This window comes from Pseudomonas sp. SWRI154, from assembly GCF_014268645.1.
GTDB lineage: Bacteria > Pseudomonadota > Gammaproteobacteria > Pseudomonadales > Pseudomonadaceae > Aquipseudomonas > Aquipseudomonas marvdashtae.
On the sequence record NZ_JABWQW010000006.1, the window covers coordinates 203,625 to 225,709 of the forward strand.

The window sequence follows — 22,085 nt, forward strand, 5'->3', positions numbered from 1 at the left end:
ACGGTCGATATGGGGGCAACTTGCTCTCGATTGGTTGCGCAGCGACGGTAAAAAAACCGGGGCTGCTGCGCCCGAAGCGACGGACCGGCCCAGCGGGAGCAAGCTCCCTCGCCACGACGGTTGGCGTAGGTTAACGCCGAGTCAACAACACCCCGGACTCCATGTGATGGGTCCAAGGGAACTGATCGAACAACGCGCAGCGCGTGATGCGGTGGGTGTCGTTCAGTTGCGCGATATTCGCGGCGAGGGTGTCAGGGTTGCAGGAAATGTAGAGGATGTTGTCGAAGCGCCGGGTCAGCTCGCAGGTGTCCGGGTCCATGCCGGCGCGCGGCGGGTCGACGAAGACGCTGCCGAATTCGTAGCTTTTCAGATCGATGCCGTGCAGGCGACGGAACGGCCGGACTTCGTTCAAGGCTTCGGTCAATTCTTCGGCGGACAGGCGCACCAACGTGACGTTATCCACCGCGTTTTCGCTGAGGTTGCTCAGCGCGGCGTTCACCGAGGTCTTGCTGATTTCAGTGGCGAGCACTTTGCGCACGCGGGTGGCCAGGGGCAGGGTGAAGTTGCCGTTGCCGCAGTACAACTCCAGCAAATCGTCGCTGCGCTCGCCCAAGGCGTCATAGGCCCAGTTGAGCATCTTCTGGTTCACCGTGCCGTTGGGCTGGGTGAAGGCGCCTTCGGGTTGGCGATAGCTGAAGGTACGGCCGCCGACGTCGAGTTTCTCCACCACATAGTCGTGGCCGATCACTTCCCGCTTGCCCTTGGAGCGGCCAATGATGCTGACGCTCAGGTCGGCCGCCAGTTTCGACGCGGCCGCGTGCCAGTGCTCGTCCAGCGGGCGGTGATAACACAGGGTGATCATCGCATCACCGGCCAGGGTGGTCAGGAACTCCACCTGGAACAGCTTATGGCTCAGTGGCGCACTGGCTTGCCAGGCGGCCTTGAGTTGCGGCATCAACTGGTTGATGCGCAGGCTGGCAATGGGAAATTCCTCGATGAGGATCGGCGTGCGCTTGTCGTCCTGGGAGAACATTGCGTAGTGCCGTTCGCCGGCCTCGCGCCAGAGGCGGAATTCGGCTCGCAGGCGGAAGTTTTTCAGCGGCGAATCGAACACCGCAGGCTCGGGTGCATCGAACGGAGCCAGCAGGTCGCGCAAACGAGCGACCTTGTCCTGCAACTGGGCGGCGTAGGCCTGGGAATCAAAAGTCATGCGTTGAACCAACCCAACTTGATAACGAACAGAATCGACAGGATGACCAGCGCTGGGTTCAGCTCACGGCCACGACCGGACACCAGTTTGATGGCCGTCCAGGCGATGAAACCGAAGGCAATACCATTGGCGATGGAATACGTGAACGGCATCGCCAGGGCCGTGATCACCACCGGGGCGGCCACGGTGATGTCGTCCCAGTCGATTTCTGCCAGGCCGGACGTCATCAATACCGCGACGAACAGCAAGGCCGGGGCGGTGGCGAAAGCCGGGACGCTGGCGGCCAGTGGCGAGAAGAACAGCGCCAGCAGGAACAGGATCGCCACCACAATGGCGGTCAAGCCGGTGCGGCCGCCGGCACTGACGCCCGCCGCCGATTCGATGTAGCTGGTGGTGGTCGAGGTGCCCAGCAGCGAACCGGCCATGGCGGCGGTGCTGTCAGCAATCAGTGCGCGGCCCATCTTCGGCATGTGGCCGTCCTTGCCCATCAGCCCGGCGCGTTTGGCAACGCCGATCAGGGTGCCGGAGTTGTCAAACAGATCGACGAACAGGAACGCGAAGATCACGCTCACCAGACCGATGTCCAGGGCGCCCATGATGTCCAGTTGCAGGAAAGTCGGGGCCAGGGACGGCGGCGCGGAAATAATGCCGCCGAACGGCGTGAAACCCATCAGGATCGAGACGACGGTGACCGCCAGGATGCCAATCAATACCGCGCCGCGCACTTTGAGTGCTTCCAGGGCGACGATCAGGACAAAACCCAGGGTCGCGAGGATCGGGGCCGGTTGCTTCAGGTCGCCAAGGCCGACCATGGTCGCCGGGTTCTTCACCACGATGCCGGCGTTGTTCAGGGCGATCAGCGCCAGGAACAGGCCGATACCGGCGGCGATGGCCGAGCGCAGCGGCAGCGGGATGCTGTTGATGATCCATTCGCGAATGCGAAAGATCGACAGCAGGAAAAACAGCACGGCAGAAACGAACACCGCACCCAGCGCTACTTGCCAGGTATGGCCCATGTGCAGGACCACGGTGTAGGTGAAAAAGGCGTTCAGGCCCATGCCCGGCGCGAGGGCGATCGGGTAGTTGGCGATCAGGCCCATGACCGTCGAGCCAATGGCCGCCGCCAGGCAGGTGGCGACGAATACGGCGCCCTTGTCCATACCGGTTTCGCCGAGGATGCTCGGGTTGACGAACAGAATGTAGGCCATGGCCAGGAAGGTCGTGACGCCCGCCAGGATCTCGGTCCGCACGTTGGTGTTGTGTGCCTTGAGTTGAAACAGCCTTTCCAGCATGTCTGCTCCCCGTGGCGCGCCGGGCGCCGTGAATGTATCGACCTCAACAGCAAAGCACAGGTCGCCAGGAGCGCCCGGGATTTTCTGCTGGGTCGGAAAAAGCCGCGCATCATAGCAGCGCGGCGATGTGGCTGCGATCCTCGATGTACCGAGATGTACCGAGATGTGCCGAGGCAATTATTGGGCCATACTGCGCGCGATTCCGGGAGGTCGGTATGTATCGCATGAAGAAAATCGCATGGGTATGGACATGGGGCTGGGCCTTGGGCCTGGGGCTGCCTGTGACGGCCGCGCACGCCGCGTCGGCGCCGCCGCTGAGCGAGGTCAAGGTGCTCAAGGTCGAATCGCCGGCCTGCGGCTTCGAGGACATCGTTGCGCAGCAGGAACGGACCCGCTGCGATCATGGTGGCCCGAATATCAAGGTCTACGTGTTGGAAGTCGGCTACGGCCATCAGCCTCACGTCACGCTGGATGGCTTCGAGGTCGACGGCATCCGCTCGCCCGTGTGTGCATTCAGCAATGGCAACCTGAACGATTGTTCGGCCAGGACCAAGGTGGTTGGCTACCTCTATGTCTTCGACCTTAAGGGCAAGCAGGAAGGCACTTTCAGCTTCAGCAATGTGTCGATCAACGCACCGGGCAACCGGCTGTCGACCCAGCTGTACATCAAATGACAACGTTCTGGACACGCTTCGCCTGACATGGTCCGGCAAAGCTGGCTAGTCTTCAGGAATCACCCTGCGGAGAGTGCCCATGATTCCTGGAACCAAGATCCCCCGAGTCCTGATTGCCGTGGCCGAAGGCGTCGACGACTTGCAGACGGTGACGCTGATCGACGTGTTGCGTCGGGCGCAGCTTGAAGTGGTGGTGGCGAGTATCGAGGGCCGGCGCATGTTCACCTGCGCACGGGGCACGCGTTTGACCGCCGATGGCATGTTGGTAGACCTGCTGGTCCAGGACTTCGACTTGATTGTGTTGCCGGGCGGCATCATCGGCGCGCAACATCTGGCGGCCCATCAGCCGTTGCAGCAGTTGATCAAGGATCAGGCCGCCGCCGGGCGTTTCTTTGCCGCCATCGCCGAAGCGCCGGCACTGGTGCTTCAGGCTTTTGGTGTCCTGCGCCAGCGCCGCATGACTTGCCTGCCTACCGTGAGCCAGCAACTGTCCGGATGCAGTTTCGTCGATCAGCCGGTGGTCGTGGATGGCAACTGCATCACCGCCCAAGGCTCGGCAGCTGCCGTGGCGTTTGCCTTGACGCTCGTGGAACAACTCAGCGGCAAGGGCGTGAGGAGCGTGGTGGCCGCTGAGTTGTTGGCCTGACAGCCTCAAGCATGATGGGCAAGGCGTCCGATCAAGGGTTGTTCACGTTGCTCGGCCTGCCATAAGTCATAGTCGGTCTGGACGCCCAGCCAGACCCGTGCCTTGCCGATTCCTGCGCGCTCCAGGCGCACGGCCAAGTCAGGACTGATCGGTGCATGGCGATGCAATACCCGGGAAAGGTGCGGTCGGGCGAAACCGAGGTGGCGCGCCAGTTCGGTCACAGTGATCCCCAGCTCGGGCAGTACGTCCATCAACAATGTTTCGCCAGGATGTGGCGGATTGTGCATGGGCATGTTCCAGCCTCCTGTCAGTGGTAATCGAGGTAATCGAGGTATCGACCAGTTCGATGTCGGACCCGATGAAGCGAAAAATAACTCGCCAGTTCCCCGAAACGCTCAGCGACCAATATTCGGTCAACTCGCCTTTGAGCGAATGCAGTCGCCATCCAGGTATATCCAGGTCACTCGGGATGCATGCCCTGTCCATGAACTGAAGCATGCGAGCCAGGCGTTTCCCGTGGTCCGCCCGAATCCCTCGCGTCGAACCCGTTTCGTAAAAAACTCTGAGGCCTTTGTGCTGGAAGGATTTAATCATGGTTCAAAGTGTAAGGCGATACATTACGCTTGGTGCGGTACATATGTACCTCACATACTGAATAGACGTGTGCTTGGAACCGGCAGGCAATTGCCTTGAACGCTCTCCCCACCCTGAAGTCGTACCCCTTATGACGGCGGTTTCCCAAAACGCCGCGTGTACGACCAACCGTGAGGTGTTCCATGAGCGCGACCCTGTCCGAAGCGACGCAGGCGTCCTACGCCAGTCATCCGATCCGTCTGACACTCAATGGCCAAATGCGCGAGCTGCAGGTGTTGCCCTGGACTACGTTGCTGGACCTTTTGCGCGAGCAGCTTGATTTGGTGGGCAGCAAGAAAGGTTGCGACCACGGCCAATGCGGCGCCTGCACGGTGTTGCGTGATGGCAAGCGGATCAACGCCTGCCTGACCCTGGCGGTGATGTGTGACGGTACCGAGTTGACCACGGTCGAGGGCTTGGCCAATGGCGATGAGTTGCACCCGATGCAGCGCGCATTCATCAAGCATGACGCGTTCCAGTGCGGCTACTGCACGCCCGGGCAGATCTGTTCGGCAGTGGGCCTGGCCAACGAAGGACGGGCACAGACCAGTGGTGAAATCAGCGAGTTGATGAGCGGTAATCTCTGCCGATGCGGTGCGTACAACAACATTCGCGACGCCATTGAGGAAGCATTGCCGCTCTGCCAGCAACCGGGAGATGAGCAATGAATCCCTTCCGCTACAGCAAACCCGACACCTTGCAAGCTGCCGTCGAGCTGTCGAGCGCGACCTCACGTTTCATCGCCGGCGGCACTAACTTGCTGGACTTGATGAAGGAAAACCTCACCCGTCCCCAGCACCTGATCGATATCACCGGACTGCCTTTGGCGGACCTCAGCGAAACCCCCTCCGGCGGGGTCATGATCGGCGCGCTGGTGAGCAATGCCGACCTGGCCTGGCATCCTTGGATCGAACGGCGTTACCCGTTGCTTTCCCAAGCCATCCTGGCAGGCGCCTCGCCACAATTGCGCAACATGGCCAGCACCGGCGGCAACCTGTTGCAACGCACCCGTTGCTATTACTTTTACGACGCCAGCGTGCCCTGCAACAAACGCCGTCCCGGCAGCGGCTGCCCGGCCAGGAATGGCCTGAACCGGATCCACGCGATCCTCGGGGCGAGTGACCAATGTGTCGCGACCCATCCCTCCGACATGTGCGTGGCCTTGGCGGCGCTGGACGCGGTGGTCCATGTATTGGGCCGGGGTGGGGCGCGGACCATCGAGTTCGCCGATTTTCATCGCCTGCCGGGCGACGCCCCTGAGCGGGACAATCAACTGGCCGATGACGAGCTGATCACCTACATCGAGTTGCCAGCCGCAGGTTTCGCCGAACACAGCCACTACTTGAAGATCCGTGACCGGGCCTCCTATGCCTTTGCGCTGGTGTCAGTGGCGGCGGCGCTGGAGCTGGACGGGCCGGTAATTCGCCAGGCTCGCCTTGCCCTCGGCGGTGTGGCCCACAAACCTTGGCGAGACCGAGCGGTGGAGAATTGGCTGACGGGCCAGACCGTCAGCCGGGAAACATTCACGGCTGCCGCCGACGCACTGCTGCAAAACGCCGAGCCGCTGGAACACAACGGCTTCAAGGTCAAGTTGGCACGTCGGGCTATTATTCGCGCCTTGAGCGATGCCGCACTGATGGGAGGCGCCGCCCGATGAATACGTTGAGCAAATCCATAGGCCAACCCTTGGACCGAGTCGACGGCCTGCTCAAAGTCACGGGCCAGGCCCGTTATGCCGGTGAGTACCGCGAAGACGGCTTGCTGCACGGCAGCGTGGTGTCCGGCAGCATCGCTCGCGGCCGCGTGTTGCGTATCGATGCCTCCAAAGCATTGGCCTTGCCCGGTGTGGTCGCGGTGATCGATCACACCAATCGCCCCCGGATCGCCAGCTACGACGAGCCCTACCAGGATGCCGACGCGGCCGAAGGATCGCCGTTCCGGCCGTTGTACAACGACCAGATTCTGTACAGCGGTCAGCCGCTGGCGTTAGTGGTCGCGCAGAACCTGGAGCTGGCTCGCTACGCCGGTTCATTGGTTGAAATCGAATATGAAGTTGCGGATCACCAGACCGATCTGACAATTGTGCAAAACGAAGCCCATCCGGCACCGGCCGAACTGCCCAAGCCTCGTGGGAATTTTCAGGGCGAGTACGCCAGCGCGGCCCTCAGCGTGGATGTGTCCTACAGCACACCGATTGAACATCACAACCCGATGGAACCTCATGCTTGCACCGTGCTGTACCAACCCGACGGCAGCCTGCATATCCACGATAAAACCCAAGGCACGCAGAACTGTCAGGCGTATGTGCAGAAGGTGTTCGGACTGGAGCAGGACCAGATACGTGTATTTGCCGCGTTTGTCGGCGGTGCGTTCGGCTCCGGATTGCGCCCGCAGTATCAGTTGCCGCTTGCGGTAATGGCGGCGCTGTCGCTGAAACGCTCGGTGCGAGTCAGCCTGACGCGCCAACAGATGTTTACCTTCGGTTACCGGCCGCGGACGTTCCAGCGTGTGCAACTGGGCGCGGCCGCCAACGGAAGGTTGCTCGCCGTGGCACACAGCGCCGTAGGCCAGACCTCACGCTTCGAGGACTTCACCGAACACGTGGTGGAGTGGAGCGGCATGCTCTATCACTGCGATAACGTGACGCTGACTTACAAACTGGCGCCATTGGATGTCTATACGCCGTTGGACATGCGTGCTCCGGGCGCGGCCCTTGGTTTGATCGGCCTCGAATGCGCCATGGATGAGTTGGCCTGTGCCCTGGCGATGGATCCGGTTCAGTTGCGCCTGATCAACTATGCCGAGCGCAACGAGAACGAGGGCAAGCCTTATTCCAGCAAGGCGTTGCGCGAGTGCTACGCCGAAGGCGCCGCTCGTTTTGGCTGGGACAAGCGCAACCCGGAACCGCGCAGCATGCGCGAAGGCCGGCAATTGGTGGGCTGGGGCATGGCCGGGGGAGTGTGGGAAGCCATGCAGCAGAAGGCCAGCGCCCGAGCGTCGCTGGACACCAACGGCAAGTTGACGGTCAGCAGCGCCACCACTGACATCGGCACAGGCACCTACACGGTCATGAGCCAGATTGCCGCCGAGGCGTCAGGGGTTTCCTTCGATGACGTCACCTTCGTCCTCGGCGATTCGTCGCTGCCGACCGCGCCGTTGCAGGGCGGCTCGTTCACCGTTTCGTCGGTGGGCACGGCGGTCAAGCAGGCCTGTGAGGCGCTGCGAGAAAAGCTCCTGGCCGTAGCGCGACAGAGCTGTCCAGCCTTCAGCGGTGCGACCCTCGAGCAAGTGACATTCGTTGACGGTGAACTGCGCATGGGGGAGGCCCGCGTCGCTTTGGCGGAACTGGCGAAAAAAAGCGGCGAGGCACCGTTGCAAGCGCAAGTCACCGCCGAGCCTGATGAAAAACGCCAGGCCTACGCCACCGCCACGCACTCGGCGGTGTTTGTTGAAGTGCTGGTGGACGAAGACCTGGGCACGGTCAAAATCAACCGCGTGGTCAGTGCCATTGCGGCTGGCCGGGTGATCAATCCGAAGACCGCTCGGAGCCAGATCCTCGGCGGCGTGGTCTGGGGCGTCGGCATGGCGTTGCATGAAGAAACCCTGACCGATCACGCCTTGGGCCGGCACATGAACCACAACCTGTCCGAATACCATGTGCCGGTCAATGCCGATATCGGCGATATCGAGGTGATTTTCGTCGAGGAACAGGATGACATCGTCAACGCCCTCGGCTCCAAAGGCGTCGGAGAGATCGGCATCGTCGGCGTACCGGCGGCGGTGGCGAATGCGATTTATCACGCCACCGGAAAACGGGTCAGGGACTTCCCGATCACCCTCGACAAGCTGCTCTAGGCTTTCGCTTCCTCAACCGGTTCGTGCATCCGGTCACGGTTGGCCAGGGTCGGGAACAGTTTGATCCAGGTCCCGGTCACTAGCAGCGTGCCGACACCGCCCATGACCACCGCCGGCACCGTGCCGAACCAGTGGGCGGTCAGGCCGGACTCGAATTCGCCCAACTGGTTCGAGGCGCCGATGAACAGCCCGTTCACCGCACTCACGCGACCGCGCATTTCGTCCGGGGTTTCCAGTTGCACGAAGGAGGCGCGGATCACCATGCTGATCATGTCCGCCGCGCCCAGCACCACCAGCACCGCCAAGGAAAACCAGAATGAGGTGGAGAGGCCGAAGGCAATCGTGGCGACGCCAAATATTCCCACTGCGGTGAACATCACCCGGCCGACCTTGCGTTCCACGGCAAACCGCGCCAGCCACAGCGACATCAGCAAGGCGCCCACCGCCGGCGCCGAGCGCAACAGGCCCAGGCCCCAGGGGCCGGTGAGCAGGATGTCCTTGGCGAACACCGGCAGCAGCGCCGTGGCGCCGCCCAGCAGCACGGCGAACAAGTCCAGGGAAATCGCCCCGAGAATGTCTGGGCGGCTGCGGATGAAACGAATCCCGGCCAGCAACGAATCCAGGGTCGCCTTGCCTTTGTTCAGCGGCGTCTGCCGGGCCGGCAGGTTGAGCATCAGGCAGCAGGCGATGATGTAGAGCAGCACGGTCGGCCCATAGACCCAGACGCTGCCGAAGGCGTAGAGCAAGCCGCCAAGGGCTGGAGCGACGATGGTCGCGGACTGCTGGGCCGATTGCGCGGCGGCGACGGCGCGGGGAAACAGCGCGGCCGGCACGATACTCGGCAGCAGCGCCTGGGTGGTCGGCATCTCGAAGGAGCGGGCGGCGCCCAGCAGGAAGGCGAGGATGAAGATCATCTCCCGCGTGACGTTGTCGGTGGCGCTACCAACCACCAGGGCCAGGGCGATCATCGCCTGCAACGACTGGCAGATCGCAGCGACCTTGCGCCTGTCGTATCGATCCGCCACGTGCCCGGTGTGCAGCATGAACAGTACCCGCGGCGCGAACTCCACCAGCCCGACCAGGCCCAGGTCCAAGACGTTGCCGGTCAGCTGATAGAGGTTCCAACCGATGGCCACGGTGAGCATCTGGAAGCCGCTGGCGGTGAATATCCGGGCCAGCCAGAAGGCGATGAAGGGACGATGATGGCGGAGCAGCAGGGGCGCTTGGCTGGGCATCTAAGACAGGTCCGGTGAAGAGACCCCCGAGATTATCACTGAGCTGTAACTGAAAGTTGCGATGACTGGAAAAAATAGTTAGCCAAACAACGATTTCAAGCCGACGCGGGCTTTTGTGGCGAGGGAGCTTGCTCCCGCTCGGTTGCGCAGCGACCGCAAAATCTTGGGGGCCGCTGCGCCCGAAGCGTCGTACCGGCCCAGCGGGAGCAAGCTCCCTCGCCACAGGGGATTGCGTGCATTTAGAGTGGTATTGCGGCACTGAGACAACCTGTCACGCGACAAAAGACCACGCCGTCCGTCGGCAAATAAGCGACTACTCTTTGAACATTGCTTGACCCAGATCAATGCCCGCCCAGGCGTTGAGGTGGGGGCCACCTGGCCAGAATCCTGCGTTGTGACGGTTCTAAAAAAAGAACGATTTGAAAAGCATCGCACTCCATATCCCTGGGGGCTGTGATGCAGGCCCCGCCCGCAGCCGGTTTTACCTGACAGAGGAAGACTTATGTTCGGTTTGGAGGCGCTCGATCTCGCCCGAATCCAGTTCGCGTTCACCATTTCGTTCCACATCCTGTTCCCGGCCATCACCATCGGCCTGGCGAGTTACCTGGCGGTACTCGAAGGCTTGTGGCTCAAGACGCGCGACGATACGTACCGCGACCTGTATCACTTCTGGTCGAAGATCTTCGCCGTCAACTTCGGCATGGGCGTGGTGTCCGGGCTGGTCATGGCCTATCAGTTCGGCACCAACTGGAGCCGTTTCTCGGACTTTGCCGGTGCGGTCACCGGGCCGCTGCTCACGTACGAGGTGCTCACGGCGTTCTTCCTCGAAGCGGGTTTCCTCGGTGTCATGCTGTTCGGCTGGAACCGCGTGGGCCGTGGTCTGCACTTCTTTTCCACAGTCATGGTGGCGATCGGCACGCTGATCTCGACCTTCTGGATCCTGTCCTCCAACAGTTGGATGCAAACCCCGCAGGGCTACGAAATCATCGACGGCCGGGTTATTCCGGTGGACTGGCTGGCGGTGGTGTTCAATCCCTCGTTCCCTTATCGCCTGTTGCATATGTCCGTCGCGGCATTCGTTGCCACGGCGTTCTTCGTCGGTTCCTCGGCGGCCTGGCATCTGCTGCGCGGGCGCGACAATCCGGCCATTCGCCGCATGCTCTCGATGGCGATGTGGATGGCCTTGCTGGTGGCGCCGGTGCAGGCGGTCATCGGTGACTTCCATGGCCTCAACACACTCAAGCATCAACCGGCGAAAATCGCCGCGATCGAAGGTCACTGGGAAAACGTTGGCGATGAGCCTACGCCGCTGATCCTGTTCGGCTGGCCGGACATGAAGGCGGAAGAAACCAAATACGCGGTGGAAATTCCCTACTTGGGCAGCCTGATCCTGACTCACTCGTTGACCGATCAAGTGCCGGCCCTCAAGGAATTTCCGCCCGAGGATCGGCCGAATTCGACCATTGTGTTCTGGTCGTTCCGGGTCATGGTTGGCCTGGGGCTGCTGATGATTTTCACCGGCCTGTGCAGCCTCTGGCTGCGCCGCAAGGACCGGATCTACCAATCCCGGCCGTTCCTTCACCTGGTGCTGTGGATGGGGCCGTCCGGCCTGGTTGCGATCCTGGCCGGCTGGTTCACCACGGAGATCGGGCGACAGCCGTGGGTGGTCTATGGGCTGATGCGCACGGCCGATGCGTCGTCTGGCCACAGCTTTGCGCAGATGAGCTTCACCCTCGTCATGTTCGTGGTGGTGTATTTCGCGCTGTTCGGTGCCGGCCTGAGCTACATGATGCGTCTGGTACGCAAGGGCCCGGCGGCCCACGAAGCCGAGCCGAGCGACGGTGGCCCGGGCCAGAAACGCACCCCGGCCCGTCCATTGTCGGCCGCCAACGAAGGCGACGACGAAGTGGACCACAACGACAGCTCGCACAAGGGGAATTGAGTCATGGGTATTGATCTTCCGCTGATCTGGGCCGTAGTCATCATCTTCGGCATCATGATGTACGTGATCATGGACGGCTTCGACCTGGGTATCGGCATCCTCTTTCCCTTCGTCAAGGGCGAGCGTGATCGCGATGTAATGATGAATACCGTGGCGCCGGTCTGGGACGGTAACGAAACCTGGCTGGTGCTCGGCGGTGCCGGGTTGTTCGGGGCGTTTCCGCTGGCTTATTCGGTGGTGCTTTCGGCGTTGTACCTGCCATTGATCCTGATGCTCATCGGCCTGATTTTCCGCGGCGTGGCCTTCGAGTTCCGCTTCAAGGCCAAGGCTGAGAAGCGGCACCTGTGGGACAAGGCGTTCATCGGCGGTTCGCTGACGGCAACCTTCTTCCAGGGCGTCGCGCTGGGGGCCTTCATCGATGGTTTCGAGGTGGTCAATCGCCAATTCGCCGGCGGCTCGCTGGATTGGTTCACGCCATTCACGATGTTCTGCGGTCTCGCGCTGATTGCCGCCTATGCCTTGCTCGGCTGCACCTGGCTGATCATGAAGACCGAAGGCAAGCTGCAAGAGCAGATGCACGATCTGGCCAGGCCGCTGGCGTTCGTGGTGCTGGCGGTGATTGGTATCGTCAGCATCTGGACGCCGCTGGCCCACGCCGACATCGCGGCGCGCTGGTTCACCTTGCCGAACCTGTTCTGGTTCCTGCCGGTGCCAATCCTTGTGCTGGTCACGATGTACGGATTGTTCCGCGCCGTGGCCCGCAACGCCAACTACACACCGTTCATCCTGACCCTGGTGCTGATTTTCCTCGGCTACAGCGGTTTGGGCATCAGCTTGTGGCCGAACATTGTGCCGCCGTCCATCTCGATCTGGGATGCTGCGTCACCGCCGCAGAGCCAGGGCTTCATGTTGGTGGGCACGTTGTTCATCATTCCGTTGATCCTGGTGTACACCTTCTGGAGCTACTACGTGTTCCGGGGCAAGGTGACCCATGACGATGGCTACCATTGACCGACCTGCGAGGTGCCGAGGATGGCCAAGCCTGACTTGAAAGACATCGAGGCCGCCGAACGCAAGCCGTTATGGCAGCGGCTCGGTTGGCTGGTAATGATTTGGACCGGTAGCGTGCTGGCGCTGTTTATCGTGGCCAGCTTGATGCGCATGTTCATGAACGCCGCGGGCCTGACCACCCACTGACTTCCCATCCCGTTGCCTTGCGGCACGGTTTACGCCCTCCTGAAAAGGGAGGGCTTTTTTTGGGATGAATTATTTGCGGGCTTTTAGAATCACGAATTTCGGCGTCGCCGCCACCTGCTCGACGCCGCGGAAGAGGCGTGCCAGCTTGCTGTGGTAGCCCAGGTGACGGTTGCCGACGATGTACAGGGCGCCGCCGACCACCAACGCTTCGCGAGCTTGCTGGAACATCCTCCAGGCGAGGAAATCGCCTACCACCTGCTGCTGGTGGAACGGGGGGTTGCACAGCACTACATCCAGCGATTGCGGCTCTTGTCCGGCGAGCCCGTCGCCGGCCCGCAGGGTCACTTCGCGCTCGCCCAAGGCTGCTTGCCAGTTTTCGGTGGCCGATTGGATGGCCATGTACGACTCGTCCACCAGCGTGTAGTGAGCCTCGGGGTTGTGCAATGCGCTGGCGATTGCCAGCACACCGTTGCCGCAGCCCAGGTCCGCGACGCGGGCTGCGCCGAGGTTTGTTGGCAAGTGCGGCAGGAAGGCGCGAGTGCCGATGTCCAGTCCTTCACGACAGAACACGTTGGCATGGTTGAGCAATTCGATCTTCGGCTCGTCCAGCCAGTAGCGAGTCGGATAGGGGGAGACGGCTGGCGTCATGGCTTGAGGCGTGGCAATCAACAGACGGGCCTTTTTTACCGCCAGTGAGGCCTGCACCGTCCCGATGTAGCGTTCCAGCAGGTCGCCTGCGGCCCGTGGCAGATGCTTGACCATGGCGGCTGCGATGACTTGCGCGCCTGGAGCCAGTTGCCCTTGTAGGCGAATCAGTTGCTCTTCCAGTAGCGCCAGGGTTTTAGGGACCTTGATCAGGACTCGGTCAAAGGGGCCTGTCAGCGGTTCGCTGTCTGGCACGATCGGTATCGCGTCGAAGGGCAGGTTGTTGCGCACCAGGTTTTTTTCCAGCGCCTGCAGTGCCAGAAACGAGTCGCCGCTGCTGGTGACCTTGACCTTGCCCACCAGGCTGGCCGCGAGGGCGCCGAAGCCGTCATTGAGTACTAACACTCGGGACTCCGCGCTCGGTTGTTGTTCGGCCAGAAACGCAAGCAGGTATTCATCGGCCGCATCAAAGGCTTGCAGTGGTTCGTTCGGCTGTTCGGGCTGGCGGATCAGGTCGAGTTGGGCGAAGGGGCTGTCGAGCAAGGGCATGGCTGGGACTCTGGCAAATCAACGGATGTCCCGCTGCCCTGGGGCAGGCTTGTCAGCGGGACCGCCTGAATGAACTGCATCGCGCGCTTCGCACGTCATCATTCAAGTGGGCCGTAAATGGTACGTTTTTTTACCAGGTATTACTCGTGGGTTTTTTCAGATAGGCGATCTTGCATCGCTCCCTAAATCATATGGATGTGGGCCGCTTTGGCTACCGCCGAGATCTTGTTGGTCACGTTCAGTTTTCGCATGCAGCTGCATACATGGAAATTCACGGTGCGTTCGGAAAGGCACAGGATCCTGCCAACTTCCGACGCCGTCTTCCCTTCGGCGGACCATCTCAGCACTTCTATCTCACGGGGCGAGAGATGACAGACCTGGGGCGGCGCCATTGCGCCAGCCAGCTTCTTGCCCGCCAATGCATGCAACCTTTGGCTGGCAAAAATGGCATAGCCAAGATTTCCGTAGTGCTCATTGGCATCGATACGGCAATGGGTCCTGGCAAGACTGAACAAACTATAATGGGCGCCGTATTCGTCATGAACCGCTTGGGTCCAGCCATGTCGGAGGCCTTGCTGATTGAGTTCTCGCCATAACTGTGGGGCCTCGGAAAAAACTTGCTCGCTCCACAGAACGGGCACTGAGGATTGGTTGCAATGAGCCACTATTGGGTCGGTGGAAGCATAACCATTTCGTTCATAGTGTCTTTCCCACCCATAAGGGTAATTATTGAGGTTGATCTTGCTGGCAGGTTGATCAGGCAGGGTCGAATGCGAAATAAAGGCGCAGTATTCAAACCCTTGAAAGTTAAAGAAATCCAGTACCAGGCGATAGGCTCGTTGCAAGTCCTTTTCACACGACAGCTTCCGTAATTGCGCATCCTTCCACACGTCCATTGCGCTCTCCTTGGGTGTATTAAAGACGTGGATCCAATTGGGTCACGCGAAAATGAGTGTAGGACTATTCCTAACTTGCAGTTAGATTTTTTTCGGTTGTACTAGCGTTGCGGTTATTGAGAAAGGCGTTTGCTAGTTGCTTTCCGATACAACCGTTCTTGTTTTGTAGAAGTTTGCCTTGCCAGGTTTTGGAAGTGTGGCGCTACGCTATCATCCGTCGCCAGTGGTTAATGGGCTTACTTTGCGGGACACTGCTGTTCTTGTCTTTATCGGAGTGCCTCATGACCGACAATGCGGAAAAGTTCACCCGCCAGACGCTGATCGACGTGCAGCCGTTGACGTCGCACTTGTTTACATTGCGGACCACTCGGGATCGTGGCTTTCGTTTCCGGGCCGGTCAGTTTGCCCGGCTGGGTGTCGTCAAGCCGGACGGTTCTACCGTCTGGCGCGCCTATTCGATGGTGTCTTCGCCCTTCGACGAATTTCTCGAGTTCTTTTCCATCGTGGTGCCGGACGGTGAGTTCACCAGCGAGCTTAGCCGCTTGGAGCCGGGGGACAGTTTGCTGGTGGACCGCCAAGCCTTCGGCTACCTGACATTGGACCGTTTTGTTGACGGTCGCGATTTGTGGCTGTTGTCCACGGGGACGGGCGTCGCGCCGTTTCTCTCGATATTGCAGGACTTTGAGGTTTGGGAAAAATTCGAGCGAATCATCTTGGTCTATAGCGTTCGCGAAGCGCGGGAGCTGGCGTATCAAGAGCTGATCGAAGGGTTGGCCCGGCGAGACTACCTGGCTGAGTACGCCCATAAATTTCGCTTTATTGCGACGGTTACCCGTGAGCAGTGTCCGGGCGCCCTCAATGGACGCATCACCACGCTGATTGAAAATGGCGAGCTGGAGCAGGCCGCCGGCGTCGCGCTAACGCCAGAGCATTCGCGGGTCATGTTATGCGGCAATCCGCAAATGATCGACGACACGCGCCAGTTGCTAAAGACCAAGGGGTTGCGCCTGAGTCTCACCCGTCGGCCGGGCCAGGTGGCAGTGGAAAACTACTGGTAGAAATGGCGCCCCGTGGACACCATTTCTTTCGCACGAAAGGTCAGGGCCGTTCGTTCTGGGCCTTGAGCAGATCGCGGATCTCGCTCAGCAGTTGTTCTTCCTTGGTGGGCACAGGGGGCGCGCTCGGAGCGACGGCCTCTTCGCGCTTGAGACGGTTGATGGCCTTGACGCCCATGAAAATGGCGAAAGCGACGATGATGAAGTCCACCATCGTCTGGATGAATTTGCCATAGGCCAGCACTACCGCAGGCGTATCGCCCTGGGCGGCCTTGAGTGTGATAGCCAGGTCACTGAAATCCACTCCGCCGATCAACAGGCCGAGTGGTGGCATGACCACATCGCCAACAAATGACGAAACGATCTTGCCAAAAGCGGCACCGATAATGATCCCGACGGCCATGTCGACGACATTGCCCTTGACCGCGAAGGCCTTGAACTCGCTTAGCACGCCCATGAGTTGTTCCTTGTGACAGATGAGATTGATACCGGCAGTGTAAGTCAGCTAAACGGGTCTCGCTCGACATGCCTGCTTACAAAGCTTGCCTGTTATCGACCCGGCGCCCCGCAAAAAGTTTACAAAGTGCCACCAATCGCGCGTGATACGCGGTTTCTGGCGGATTCCCTACATCGTTTTTTCTATCAAGACGGTACGGTATTTCTATTTAGGTTTTGGTTTTTACAGCACTAGCCTCTGAAAGGCGCACATGGATGCGCTTTATAAAATCAGAGGAAAATTCCAATGAACACTTCCCTTGGCCTCGGCGCTTTTTCCAATCGCCATGCCCTCGTTGTGCTGACCGCCAGCCTGTTTTCCTTATCCGTCAATGCCGCTACCCTCACCCGTGACAATGGCGCTGTTGTGGGTGACAACCAGAACTCGCAAACCGCCGGCCCCAATGGCCCGACGCTGTTGCAGGATGTGCAATTGATCCAGAAACTCCAGCGTTTCGATCGCGAGCGGATCCCCGAGCGCGTCGTGCATGCCCGTGGCACCGGGGCCCATGGCGAGTTTACGGTTTCCAATGACCTGAGCGACCTGACCAAGGCCAAGGTCTTCGCCGCTGGCCAGGTCACGCCGGTGTTCGTGCGTTTCTCCGCCGTCGTGCATGGCAATCATTCGCCGGAGACGTTGCGAGACCCTCGCGGCTTCGCCACCAAGTTCTATACGGCGGACGGTAATTGGGATCTGGTAGGCAATAACTTCCCGACATTTTTCATTCGCGACGCCATCAAGTTTCCCGACATGGTCCATGCGTTCAAGCCCGACCCGCGGACTAACTTGGATGATGACTCCCGGCGTTTTGACTTCTTTTCCCACGTCCCCGAGGCGACCCGCACGCTGACCGAGTTGTATTCAAACTCCGGTACGCCAGCCAGCTATCGCGAGATGGACGGTAACGGCGTCCACGCTTACAAACTGATCAACGCCAAAGGTGAAGTCAGTTATGTGAAGTTTCATTGGAAAAGTTTGCAGGGGTTGAAGAACCTCGATCCGAAAGAAGTTGTGAAAGTTCAGGGTCAGGATTACAGCCACATGACCCACGACTTGGTCAGTCACATTAACAAGGGCGACTTTCCAAAGTGGGATTTGTATGTACAAGTCCTCAAGCCGCAGGACTTGTCCACGTTCGACTTCGATCCGTTGGACGCGACCAAGATCTGGCCGGATGTACCTGAGCGCAAAGTTGGGCAAATGGTCTTGAATCGCAACCCGGCAAATGTTTTCCAGGAAACCGAACAGGTGGCGATGGCACCGGCCAATCTGGTTCCGGGTATCGAGCCTTCGGAGGATCGCCTGTTGCAGGGCCGGGTCTTCTCATATGCCGATACGCAAATGTACCGGGTCGGGCCGAACGCCCTGCAATTGCCGATCAACGCCCCCAAGGTTGCAGTAAACAATGGCAACCAGGACGGCGCGATGAATTTCGGCGGCACCAGTACCGGCGTGAATTATCAGCCGAGCCGTTTGATGCCACGTGAAGAACAGCCAGCGGCACGTTATAGCCAGGCGGCGCTGAGCGGCAGCACCCAGCAGGCGAAAATCCAGCGTGAGCAGAACTTCAAGCAGGCCGGCGATCTGTATCGCTCGTTCAACCAGAAGGAGCGCAATGACTTGATCGAAAGCTTCGGTGGCTCGCTGGCGACCACCGATGACGAGAGCAAGCACATCATCCTGTCGTTCCTCTACAAGGCTGATCCGGAATACGGCACTGGCGTGGCACGAGTTGCCAAGGGCGATCTGGCGCGCGTCAAGGCGCTGGCCGAGAAACTGAGCGACTGAGGCCTCTTGCGGGAGTCGGGTTGGCCCGGCTCCCACAGTTCTGTGTCATTAAGGAGAGGCCATGATGCACAAATTGCTTTTTTCGATGTTCGCGGCGTGGTCATTGAATGCGTTGGCAGAACTGCCTGTAGTTGCCGATCCGGCTGCGGTACAGGAGCAATTGCAAACCTATTATTTTGACGCCGCTCGACGAGGCGACGTGCCGATGCTCGATACCTTCATCGAGGCCGGATACTCCCTCGACACCCGGGATGAGAAGGGCTACACCGCATTGATCCTGGCGGCTTATCACGGCCATGCTGGCGCCGTGGAGCGGCTGTTGGCCGCAGGTGCCGATGCCTGTGCCCAGGACAAACGCGGCAACACCGCGTTGATGGGGGCCATTTTCAAGGGCGAGGTGCAGATCGCGCGTCGTCTGTTGTCCACCGATTGCAGCCCGGACCAGCGCAACGGTGCCGGGCAGACGGCCGCGATGTATGCCGGCCTGTTCAAGCGTGGCGAGTTGCTCGACGCCTTGAAGGCCAAGGGTGCCGATCTGGAAGCCAAGGATCGGTTGGGCAATACCGCGACGGATCTGGCCAGGGGTGAAATCAGAATGCGGGCCCCGCAGTGAAGCCTGGCTAGGCTATCATCGCGGTTTTATCCGGAGGTCAGATGGCCAAGGCAAAGCGCATGTACGGCTGCACCGAGTGCGGCTCGACCTTTCCCAAATGGGCCGGCCAGTGCAGTGAATGCGGGGCCTGGAACACCCTGACCGAAACCATGGTTGAAAGCGGCGGGGCGGCGGCGCCTACCGGGCGCACGGGCTGGGCTGGCCAACAGGCGCAGATCAAGACCCTGGCCGAAGTCAGCGTCGAAGAAATCCCGCGCTTTTCAACGGCCTCCGGCGAATTGGACCGAGTGCTGGGCGGCGGCCTGGTGGATGGCTCGGTGGTGCTGATCGGTGGTGACCCGGGCATCGGCAAATCGACCATCCTGTTGCAAACCTTGTGCAGCCTGGCCACGCGCATGCCGGCGTTGTACGTCACTGGCGAGGAATCCCAGCAACAGGTCGCGATGCGCGCCCGACGCCTGGGATTGCCCCAGGACCAGTTGCGGGTCATGACCGAAACCTGCATCGAAACCATCATCGCCACGGCCCGCCTGGAAAAGCCCAAGGTCATGGTGATCGATTCGATCCAGACGATTTTCACCGAACAGCTTCAATCGGCCCCGGGCGGCGTGTCCCAAGTACGCGAAAGCGCGGCGCTGCTGGTGCGTTATGCCAAGCAGAGCGGCACGGCGATTTTCCTGGTGGGCCATGTCACCAAGGAGGGTGCGCTGGCAGGCCCTCGGGTGCTGGAGCACATGGTTGATACCGTGTTGTATTTCGAAGGCGAATCCGATGGTCGCCTGCGGTTATTGCGGGCGGTGAAGAATCGCTTCGGTGCGGTCAACGAACTGGGCGTGTTCGGCATGACCGACAAGGGCCTGAAAGAAGTCTCCAACCCTTCGGCGATTTTTCTGACGCGGGCCCAGGAAGAAGTCCCAGGTAGCGTCGTCATGGCCACGTGGGAAGGGACTCGGCCCATGTTGGTGGAAGTCCAGGCGCTGGTGGATGACAGCCACTTGGCGAACCCACGTCGCGTCACGCTGGGGCTGGATCAGAACCGGCTGGCCATGCTGCTGGCCGTCCTGCACCGGCACGGTGGGATTCCTACCCACGACCAAGATGTTTTCCTCAACGTCGTGGGCGGCGTCAAAGTGCTGGAGACTGCCTCTGACCTGGCGTTGATGGCGGCGGTGATGTCCAGCTTGCGCAATCGACCGCTACCCCATGATTTGCTGGTATTTGGCGAAGTCGGATTGTCAGGCGAAGTCCGGCCAGTGCCTAGTGGTCAGGAGCGGCTCAAGGAAGCAGCCAAGCACGGCTTCAAGCGCGCCATCGTGCCCAAGGGCAATGCGCCGAAGGAAGCGCCGCCGGGGTTGCAGATCATCGCGGTGACACGCCTGGAGCAGGCGTTGGATGCGTTGTTCGAATAACACAAGGGGAGCGCGTTGATTCAGATATGGATCAACGCCGCCAGCTCCCGCTCCAGCTCGTCATGGTCGCCCAGGTTGAGCTCTATCAGTCGGCGTAGGTGTGCGATGGAAGCCAAGTCGATATGTTCGCAGACGAAGCCCAAGTGGCCATGGTCGTCGTGAGTCAACCGAACCTCCATCTTGACCTCAGCGTCAGGGCTTAGATGTATATCGGCCATGAACGGCTCTTCGGGTTTGCCGAGCCAGGGTTCGGGCTTTTCGATCAGTAGCCCCTTGAGGGACAAATCCAGCAGCTTTACCGGCCAGATGAACGGCCCTTGGCTCAGTTCGGTCTTGGCATGGAACTCGATTCGTACGAAGCGGCGACGTTCGCTCATTACGTATTCCCTCTGGAGATTCACTGACTATAGACCCTATGGGCAGGCCATCGTGCCCGTCCGGCCGGTGGCAGACGAATGTCGGGGTATGGCCTTTACGCCTGTTAGCGCTAAACTCTGGGTGTCTGTCTTTCTGTCCAACCTGGCTGGAATATAAAAATGAACAACAATAATAGCCTGCTACGCCATATACCCTGGCTACTGCTGGCCGTTGTAGGCGCAAGCGCCCTGGGCGTCGTGGCCTTGCGCCGCGGAGAGCCGATCAACGCCCTCTGGATCGTCGTCGCAGCCGTGGCCATTTACCTGGTCGCCTACCGCTACTACAGCCTCTTCATCGCCAACAACGTGATGCAACTCGATGCGCGCCGGGCCACGCCCGCCGTGCTCAACAACGATGGCCTGGACTATGTCCCGACCAACAAACATATTCTCTTCGGCCACCACTTCGCGGCCATTGCCGGCGCGGGTCCGCTGGTCGGGCCGGTGCTGGCGGCGCAGATGGGCTACCTGCCCGGCACGCTCTGGCTGATCGCCGGCGTGGTGCTGGCCGGTGCGGTGCAGGACTTCATGGTCCTGTTCCTGTCCACCCGCCGCAACGGCCGCTCCCTGGGCGATATGGTGCGCGAGGAAATGGGCCGCATCCCCGGCACCATCGCGCTGTTCGGCTGCTTCCTGATCATGATCATCATCCTCGCGGTGCTGGCGCTGATCGTGGTCAAGGCCCTGGCCGAGAGCCCGTGGGGCATCTTCACGGTGATGGCGACCATCCCGATCGCGATGTTCATGGGCATCTACATGCGCTATATCCGCCCGGGCCGCATCGGTGAGATCTCGCTCATCGGCGTGCTGTTGCTGCTGGGTTCGATCTGGCTGGGCGGGCAGATTGCCGCCGACCCGGTCTGGGCCAAGGCCTTCACTTTTACCGGGATCCAGATCACCTGGATGCTGATCGGCTACGGTTTTGTCGCCGCGGTGCTGCCGGTGTGGCTGATCCTGGCGCCACGGGACTACCTGTCGACCTTCCTCAAGATCGGCACGATCATCGCCTTGGCGATCGGCATCCTGGTGACCATGCCCGAGCTGAAAATGCCGGCGCTGACCCAGTTCACCGACGGCACCGGGCCAGTGTGGAAAGGCGGGCTGTTCCCGTTCCTGTTCATCACCATCGCCTGCGGCGCGGTCTCGGGCTTCCATGCGCTGATCTCCTCGGGCACCACGCCCAAGCTGCTGGACAACGAAACCAACGCCCGCTACATCGGTTACGGCGGCATGCTGATGGAGTCCTTCGTGGCGATCATGGCCATGGTGGCGGCTTCGGTGATCGAACCGGGCGTGTACTTTGCCATGAACAGCCCGGCGGCGATCGTCGGCGGTGACGTGGTGGCCGTGGCCCAAACCATCAGCGGTTGGGGCTTTGCAATCACCCCCGAGGCGCTGCAAGCGGTGGCCAAGGACATCGGCGAGACCACCATCCTGGCCCGCGCCGGCGGTGCGCCGACCCTGGCGGTGGGTATCGCGCAGATCCTCCACTCGGTGCTGCCGGGTGAAAACACCATGGCGTTCTGGTACCACT

At 60.6% G+C, this 22,085-nt stretch carries 21 protein-coding genes and 1 pseudogene; 13 read left to right on the plus strand and 9 right to left on the minus strand.

Annotation, left to right across the window (positions count from 1 at the left end; translation table 11 throughout):
- Positions 1-130: 130 nt before the first annotated feature.
- Positions 131-1,210, minus strand: a complete 1,080-nt coding sequence (gene trmA, locus HU806_RS08025) for a tRNA (uridine(54)-C5)-methyltransferase TrmA (protein ID WP_186610877.1) — start codon at positions 1,208-1,210, stop codon at positions 131-133.
- Positions 1,207-2,502, minus strand: a complete 1,296-nt coding sequence (locus HU806_RS08030) for an NCS2 family permease (protein WP_186610878.1) — start codon at positions 2,500-2,502, stop codon at positions 1,207-1,209. Before HU806_RS08030 ends, trmA begins: the two co-directional genes overlap by 4 nt.
- 215 nt (positions 2,503-2,717) lie before the next feature.
- On the opposite strand from HU806_RS08030, the gene HU806_RS08035 reads away from it, so the two are divergent.
- Complete coding sequence (locus tag HU806_RS08035; protein WP_186610879.1) at positions 2,718-3,176, plus strand: DUF4879 domain-containing protein; 459 nt, start codon at positions 2,718-2,720, stop codon at positions 3,174-3,176.
- A gap of 79 nt (positions 3,177-3,255) precedes the next feature.
- Positions 3,256-3,822, plus strand: a complete 567-nt coding sequence (locus tag HU806_RS08040) for a DJ-1 family glyoxalase III (protein WP_186610880.1) — start codon at positions 3,256-3,258, stop codon at positions 3,820-3,822.
- A gap of 5 nt (positions 3,823-3,827) precedes the next feature.
- On the opposite strand, the gene HU806_RS08045 is transcribed toward HU806_RS08040, so the two are convergent.
- Both HU806_RS08045 and HU806_RS08050 read right to left on the minus strand, forming a co-directional pair.
- Complete coding sequence (locus HU806_RS08045) at positions 3,828-4,115, minus strand: HigA family addiction module antitoxin (RefSeq protein ID WP_186610881.1); 288 nt, start codon at positions 4,113-4,115, stop codon at positions 3,828-3,830.
- Positions 4,116-4,155: 40 nt separating this feature from the next.
- Positions 4,156-4,416, minus strand: a pseudogene (locus HU806_RS08050) (type II toxin-antitoxin system RelE/ParE family toxin); the annotation flags it as partial.
- Between the two features lie 182 nt (positions 4,417-4,598).
- Here HU806_RS08050 and HU806_RS08055 point away from each other — a divergent pair.
- The 3 genes from HU806_RS08055 to HU806_RS08065 are packed head-to-tail and all read left to right on the plus strand — an operon-like array spanning position 4,599 to position 8,310.
- Positions 4,599-5,123 carry a (2Fe-2S)-binding protein gene (locus HU806_RS08055; RefSeq protein ID WP_186610882.1) on the plus strand — a complete coding sequence of 175 codons (525 nt, stop codon included), beginning with the start codon at positions 4,599-4,601 and terminating at the stop codon, positions 5,121-5,123.
- Positions 5,120-6,112: an FAD binding domain-containing protein gene (locus HU806_RS08060; RefSeq protein ID WP_186610883.1), complete on the plus strand. Its 993-nt coding sequence runs from the start codon at positions 5,120-5,122 to the stop codon at positions 6,110-6,112. The genes HU806_RS08055 and HU806_RS08060 overlap by 4 nt, the downstream gene beginning before the upstream one ends.
- Complete coding sequence (locus HU806_RS08065) at positions 6,109-8,310, plus strand: xanthine dehydrogenase family protein molybdopterin-binding subunit (RefSeq protein WP_186610884.1); 2,202 nt, start codon at positions 6,109-6,111, stop codon at positions 8,308-8,310. Before HU806_RS08060 ends, HU806_RS08065 begins: the two co-directional genes overlap by 4 nt.
- Here the strand turns inward: HU806_RS08065 and HU806_RS08070 are convergent.
- Positions 8,307-9,545: an MFS transporter gene (locus HU806_RS08070; RefSeq protein WP_186610885.1), complete on the minus strand. Its 1,239-nt coding sequence runs from the start codon at positions 9,543-9,545 to the stop codon at positions 8,307-8,309. The genes HU806_RS08065 and HU806_RS08070 overlap by 4 nt on opposite strands.
- A gap of 502 nt (positions 9,546-10,047) precedes the next feature.
- Here HU806_RS08070 and HU806_RS08075 point away from each other — a divergent pair.
- From HU806_RS08075 to HU806_RS08085, 3 genes are read left to right on the plus strand one after another with little or no spacing between them, the layout of a single operon-like run.
- Positions 10,048-11,487: a cytochrome ubiquinol oxidase subunit I gene (locus HU806_RS08075; protein ID WP_186610886.1), complete on the plus strand. Its 1,440-nt coding sequence runs from the start codon at positions 10,048-10,050 to the stop codon at positions 11,485-11,487.
- A gap of 3 nt (positions 11,488-11,490) precedes the next feature.
- Positions 11,491-12,498 (plus strand): cytochrome d ubiquinol oxidase subunit II, encoded by a 1,008-nt coding sequence (gene cydB, locus HU806_RS08080; protein ID WP_186610887.1) that lies wholly within the window; start codon positions 11,491-11,493, stop codon positions 12,496-12,498.
- A gap of 21 nt (positions 12,499-12,519) precedes the next feature.
- The gene (locus HU806_RS08085) at positions 12,520-12,684 is read left to right on the plus strand and encodes a DUF2474 domain-containing protein (RefSeq protein ID WP_186610888.1); all 165 of its coding nucleotides are present in this window, start codon (positions 12,520-12,522) and stop codon (positions 12,682-12,684) included.
- Between the two features lie 69 nt (positions 12,685-12,753).
- Here the strand turns inward: HU806_RS08085 and HU806_RS08090 are convergent, their stop codons facing one another.
- Entirely contained in the window at positions 12,754-13,878 is a 1,125-nt protein-coding gene (locus HU806_RS08090) for a methyltransferase (protein ID WP_186610889.1), read from the minus strand.
- A 182-nt stretch (positions 13,879-14,060) separates the two neighbouring features.
- Complete coding sequence (locus HU806_RS08095; protein WP_186610890.1) at positions 14,061-14,774, minus strand: autoinducer binding domain-containing protein; 714 nt, start codon at positions 14,772-14,774, stop codon at positions 14,061-14,063.
- Positions 14,775-15,055: 281 nt separating this feature from the next.
- On the opposite strand from HU806_RS08095, the gene HU806_RS08100 reads away from it, so the two are divergent.
- Positions 15,056-15,832: a ferredoxin--NADP reductase gene (locus HU806_RS08100; RefSeq protein ID WP_186610891.1), complete on the plus strand. Its 777-nt coding sequence runs from the start codon at positions 15,056-15,058 to the stop codon at positions 15,830-15,832.
- A gap of 40 nt (positions 15,833-15,872) precedes the next feature.
- Here HU806_RS08100 and mscL read toward each other — a convergent pair whose 3' ends face one another.
- A complete protein-coding gene (mscL, locus tag HU806_RS08105) occupies positions 15,873-16,286 on the minus strand; it encodes a large-conductance mechanosensitive channel protein MscL (RefSeq protein ID WP_186610892.1) in 414 nt (137 codons plus the stop codon).
- 285 nt (positions 16,287-16,571) lie between these two features.
- Here mscL and katB point away from each other — a divergent pair, with 285 nt between their 5' ends.
- From katB to radA, 3 genes are all read left to right on the plus strand, one after another.
- The gene (katB, locus tag HU806_RS08110; RefSeq protein WP_186610893.1) at positions 16,572-18,113 is read left to right on the plus strand and encodes a catalase KatB; all 1,542 of its coding nucleotides are present in this window, start codon (positions 16,572-16,574) and stop codon (positions 18,111-18,113) included.
- A 64-nt stretch (positions 18,114-18,177) separates the two neighbouring features.
- Positions 18,178-18,726, plus strand: a complete 549-nt coding sequence (locus HU806_RS08115; protein ID WP_527251138.1) for an ankyrin repeat domain-containing protein — start codon at positions 18,178-18,180, stop codon at positions 18,724-18,726.
- A 41-nt stretch (positions 18,727-18,767) separates the two neighbouring features.
- Positions 18,768-20,135, plus strand: coding sequence for a DNA repair protein RadA (gene radA, locus HU806_RS08120; RefSeq protein ID WP_186610895.1), 1,368 nt, complete (start codon positions 18,768-18,770; stop codon positions 20,133-20,135).
- A gap of 20 nt (positions 20,136-20,155) precedes the next feature.
- Here radA and HU806_RS08125 read toward each other — a convergent pair whose 3' ends face one another.
- Positions 20,156-20,512, minus strand: coding sequence for a PilZ domain-containing protein (locus HU806_RS08125; protein WP_186610896.1), 357 nt, complete (start codon positions 20,510-20,512; stop codon positions 20,156-20,158).
- Positions 20,513-20,671: 159 nt separating this feature from the next.
- Here HU806_RS08125 and HU806_RS08130 point away from each other — a divergent pair.
- Positions 20,672-22,085: carbon starvation CstA family protein (locus tag HU806_RS08130; protein WP_186610897.1), on the plus strand; the 1,414-nt coding region annotated here is incomplete at its 3' end.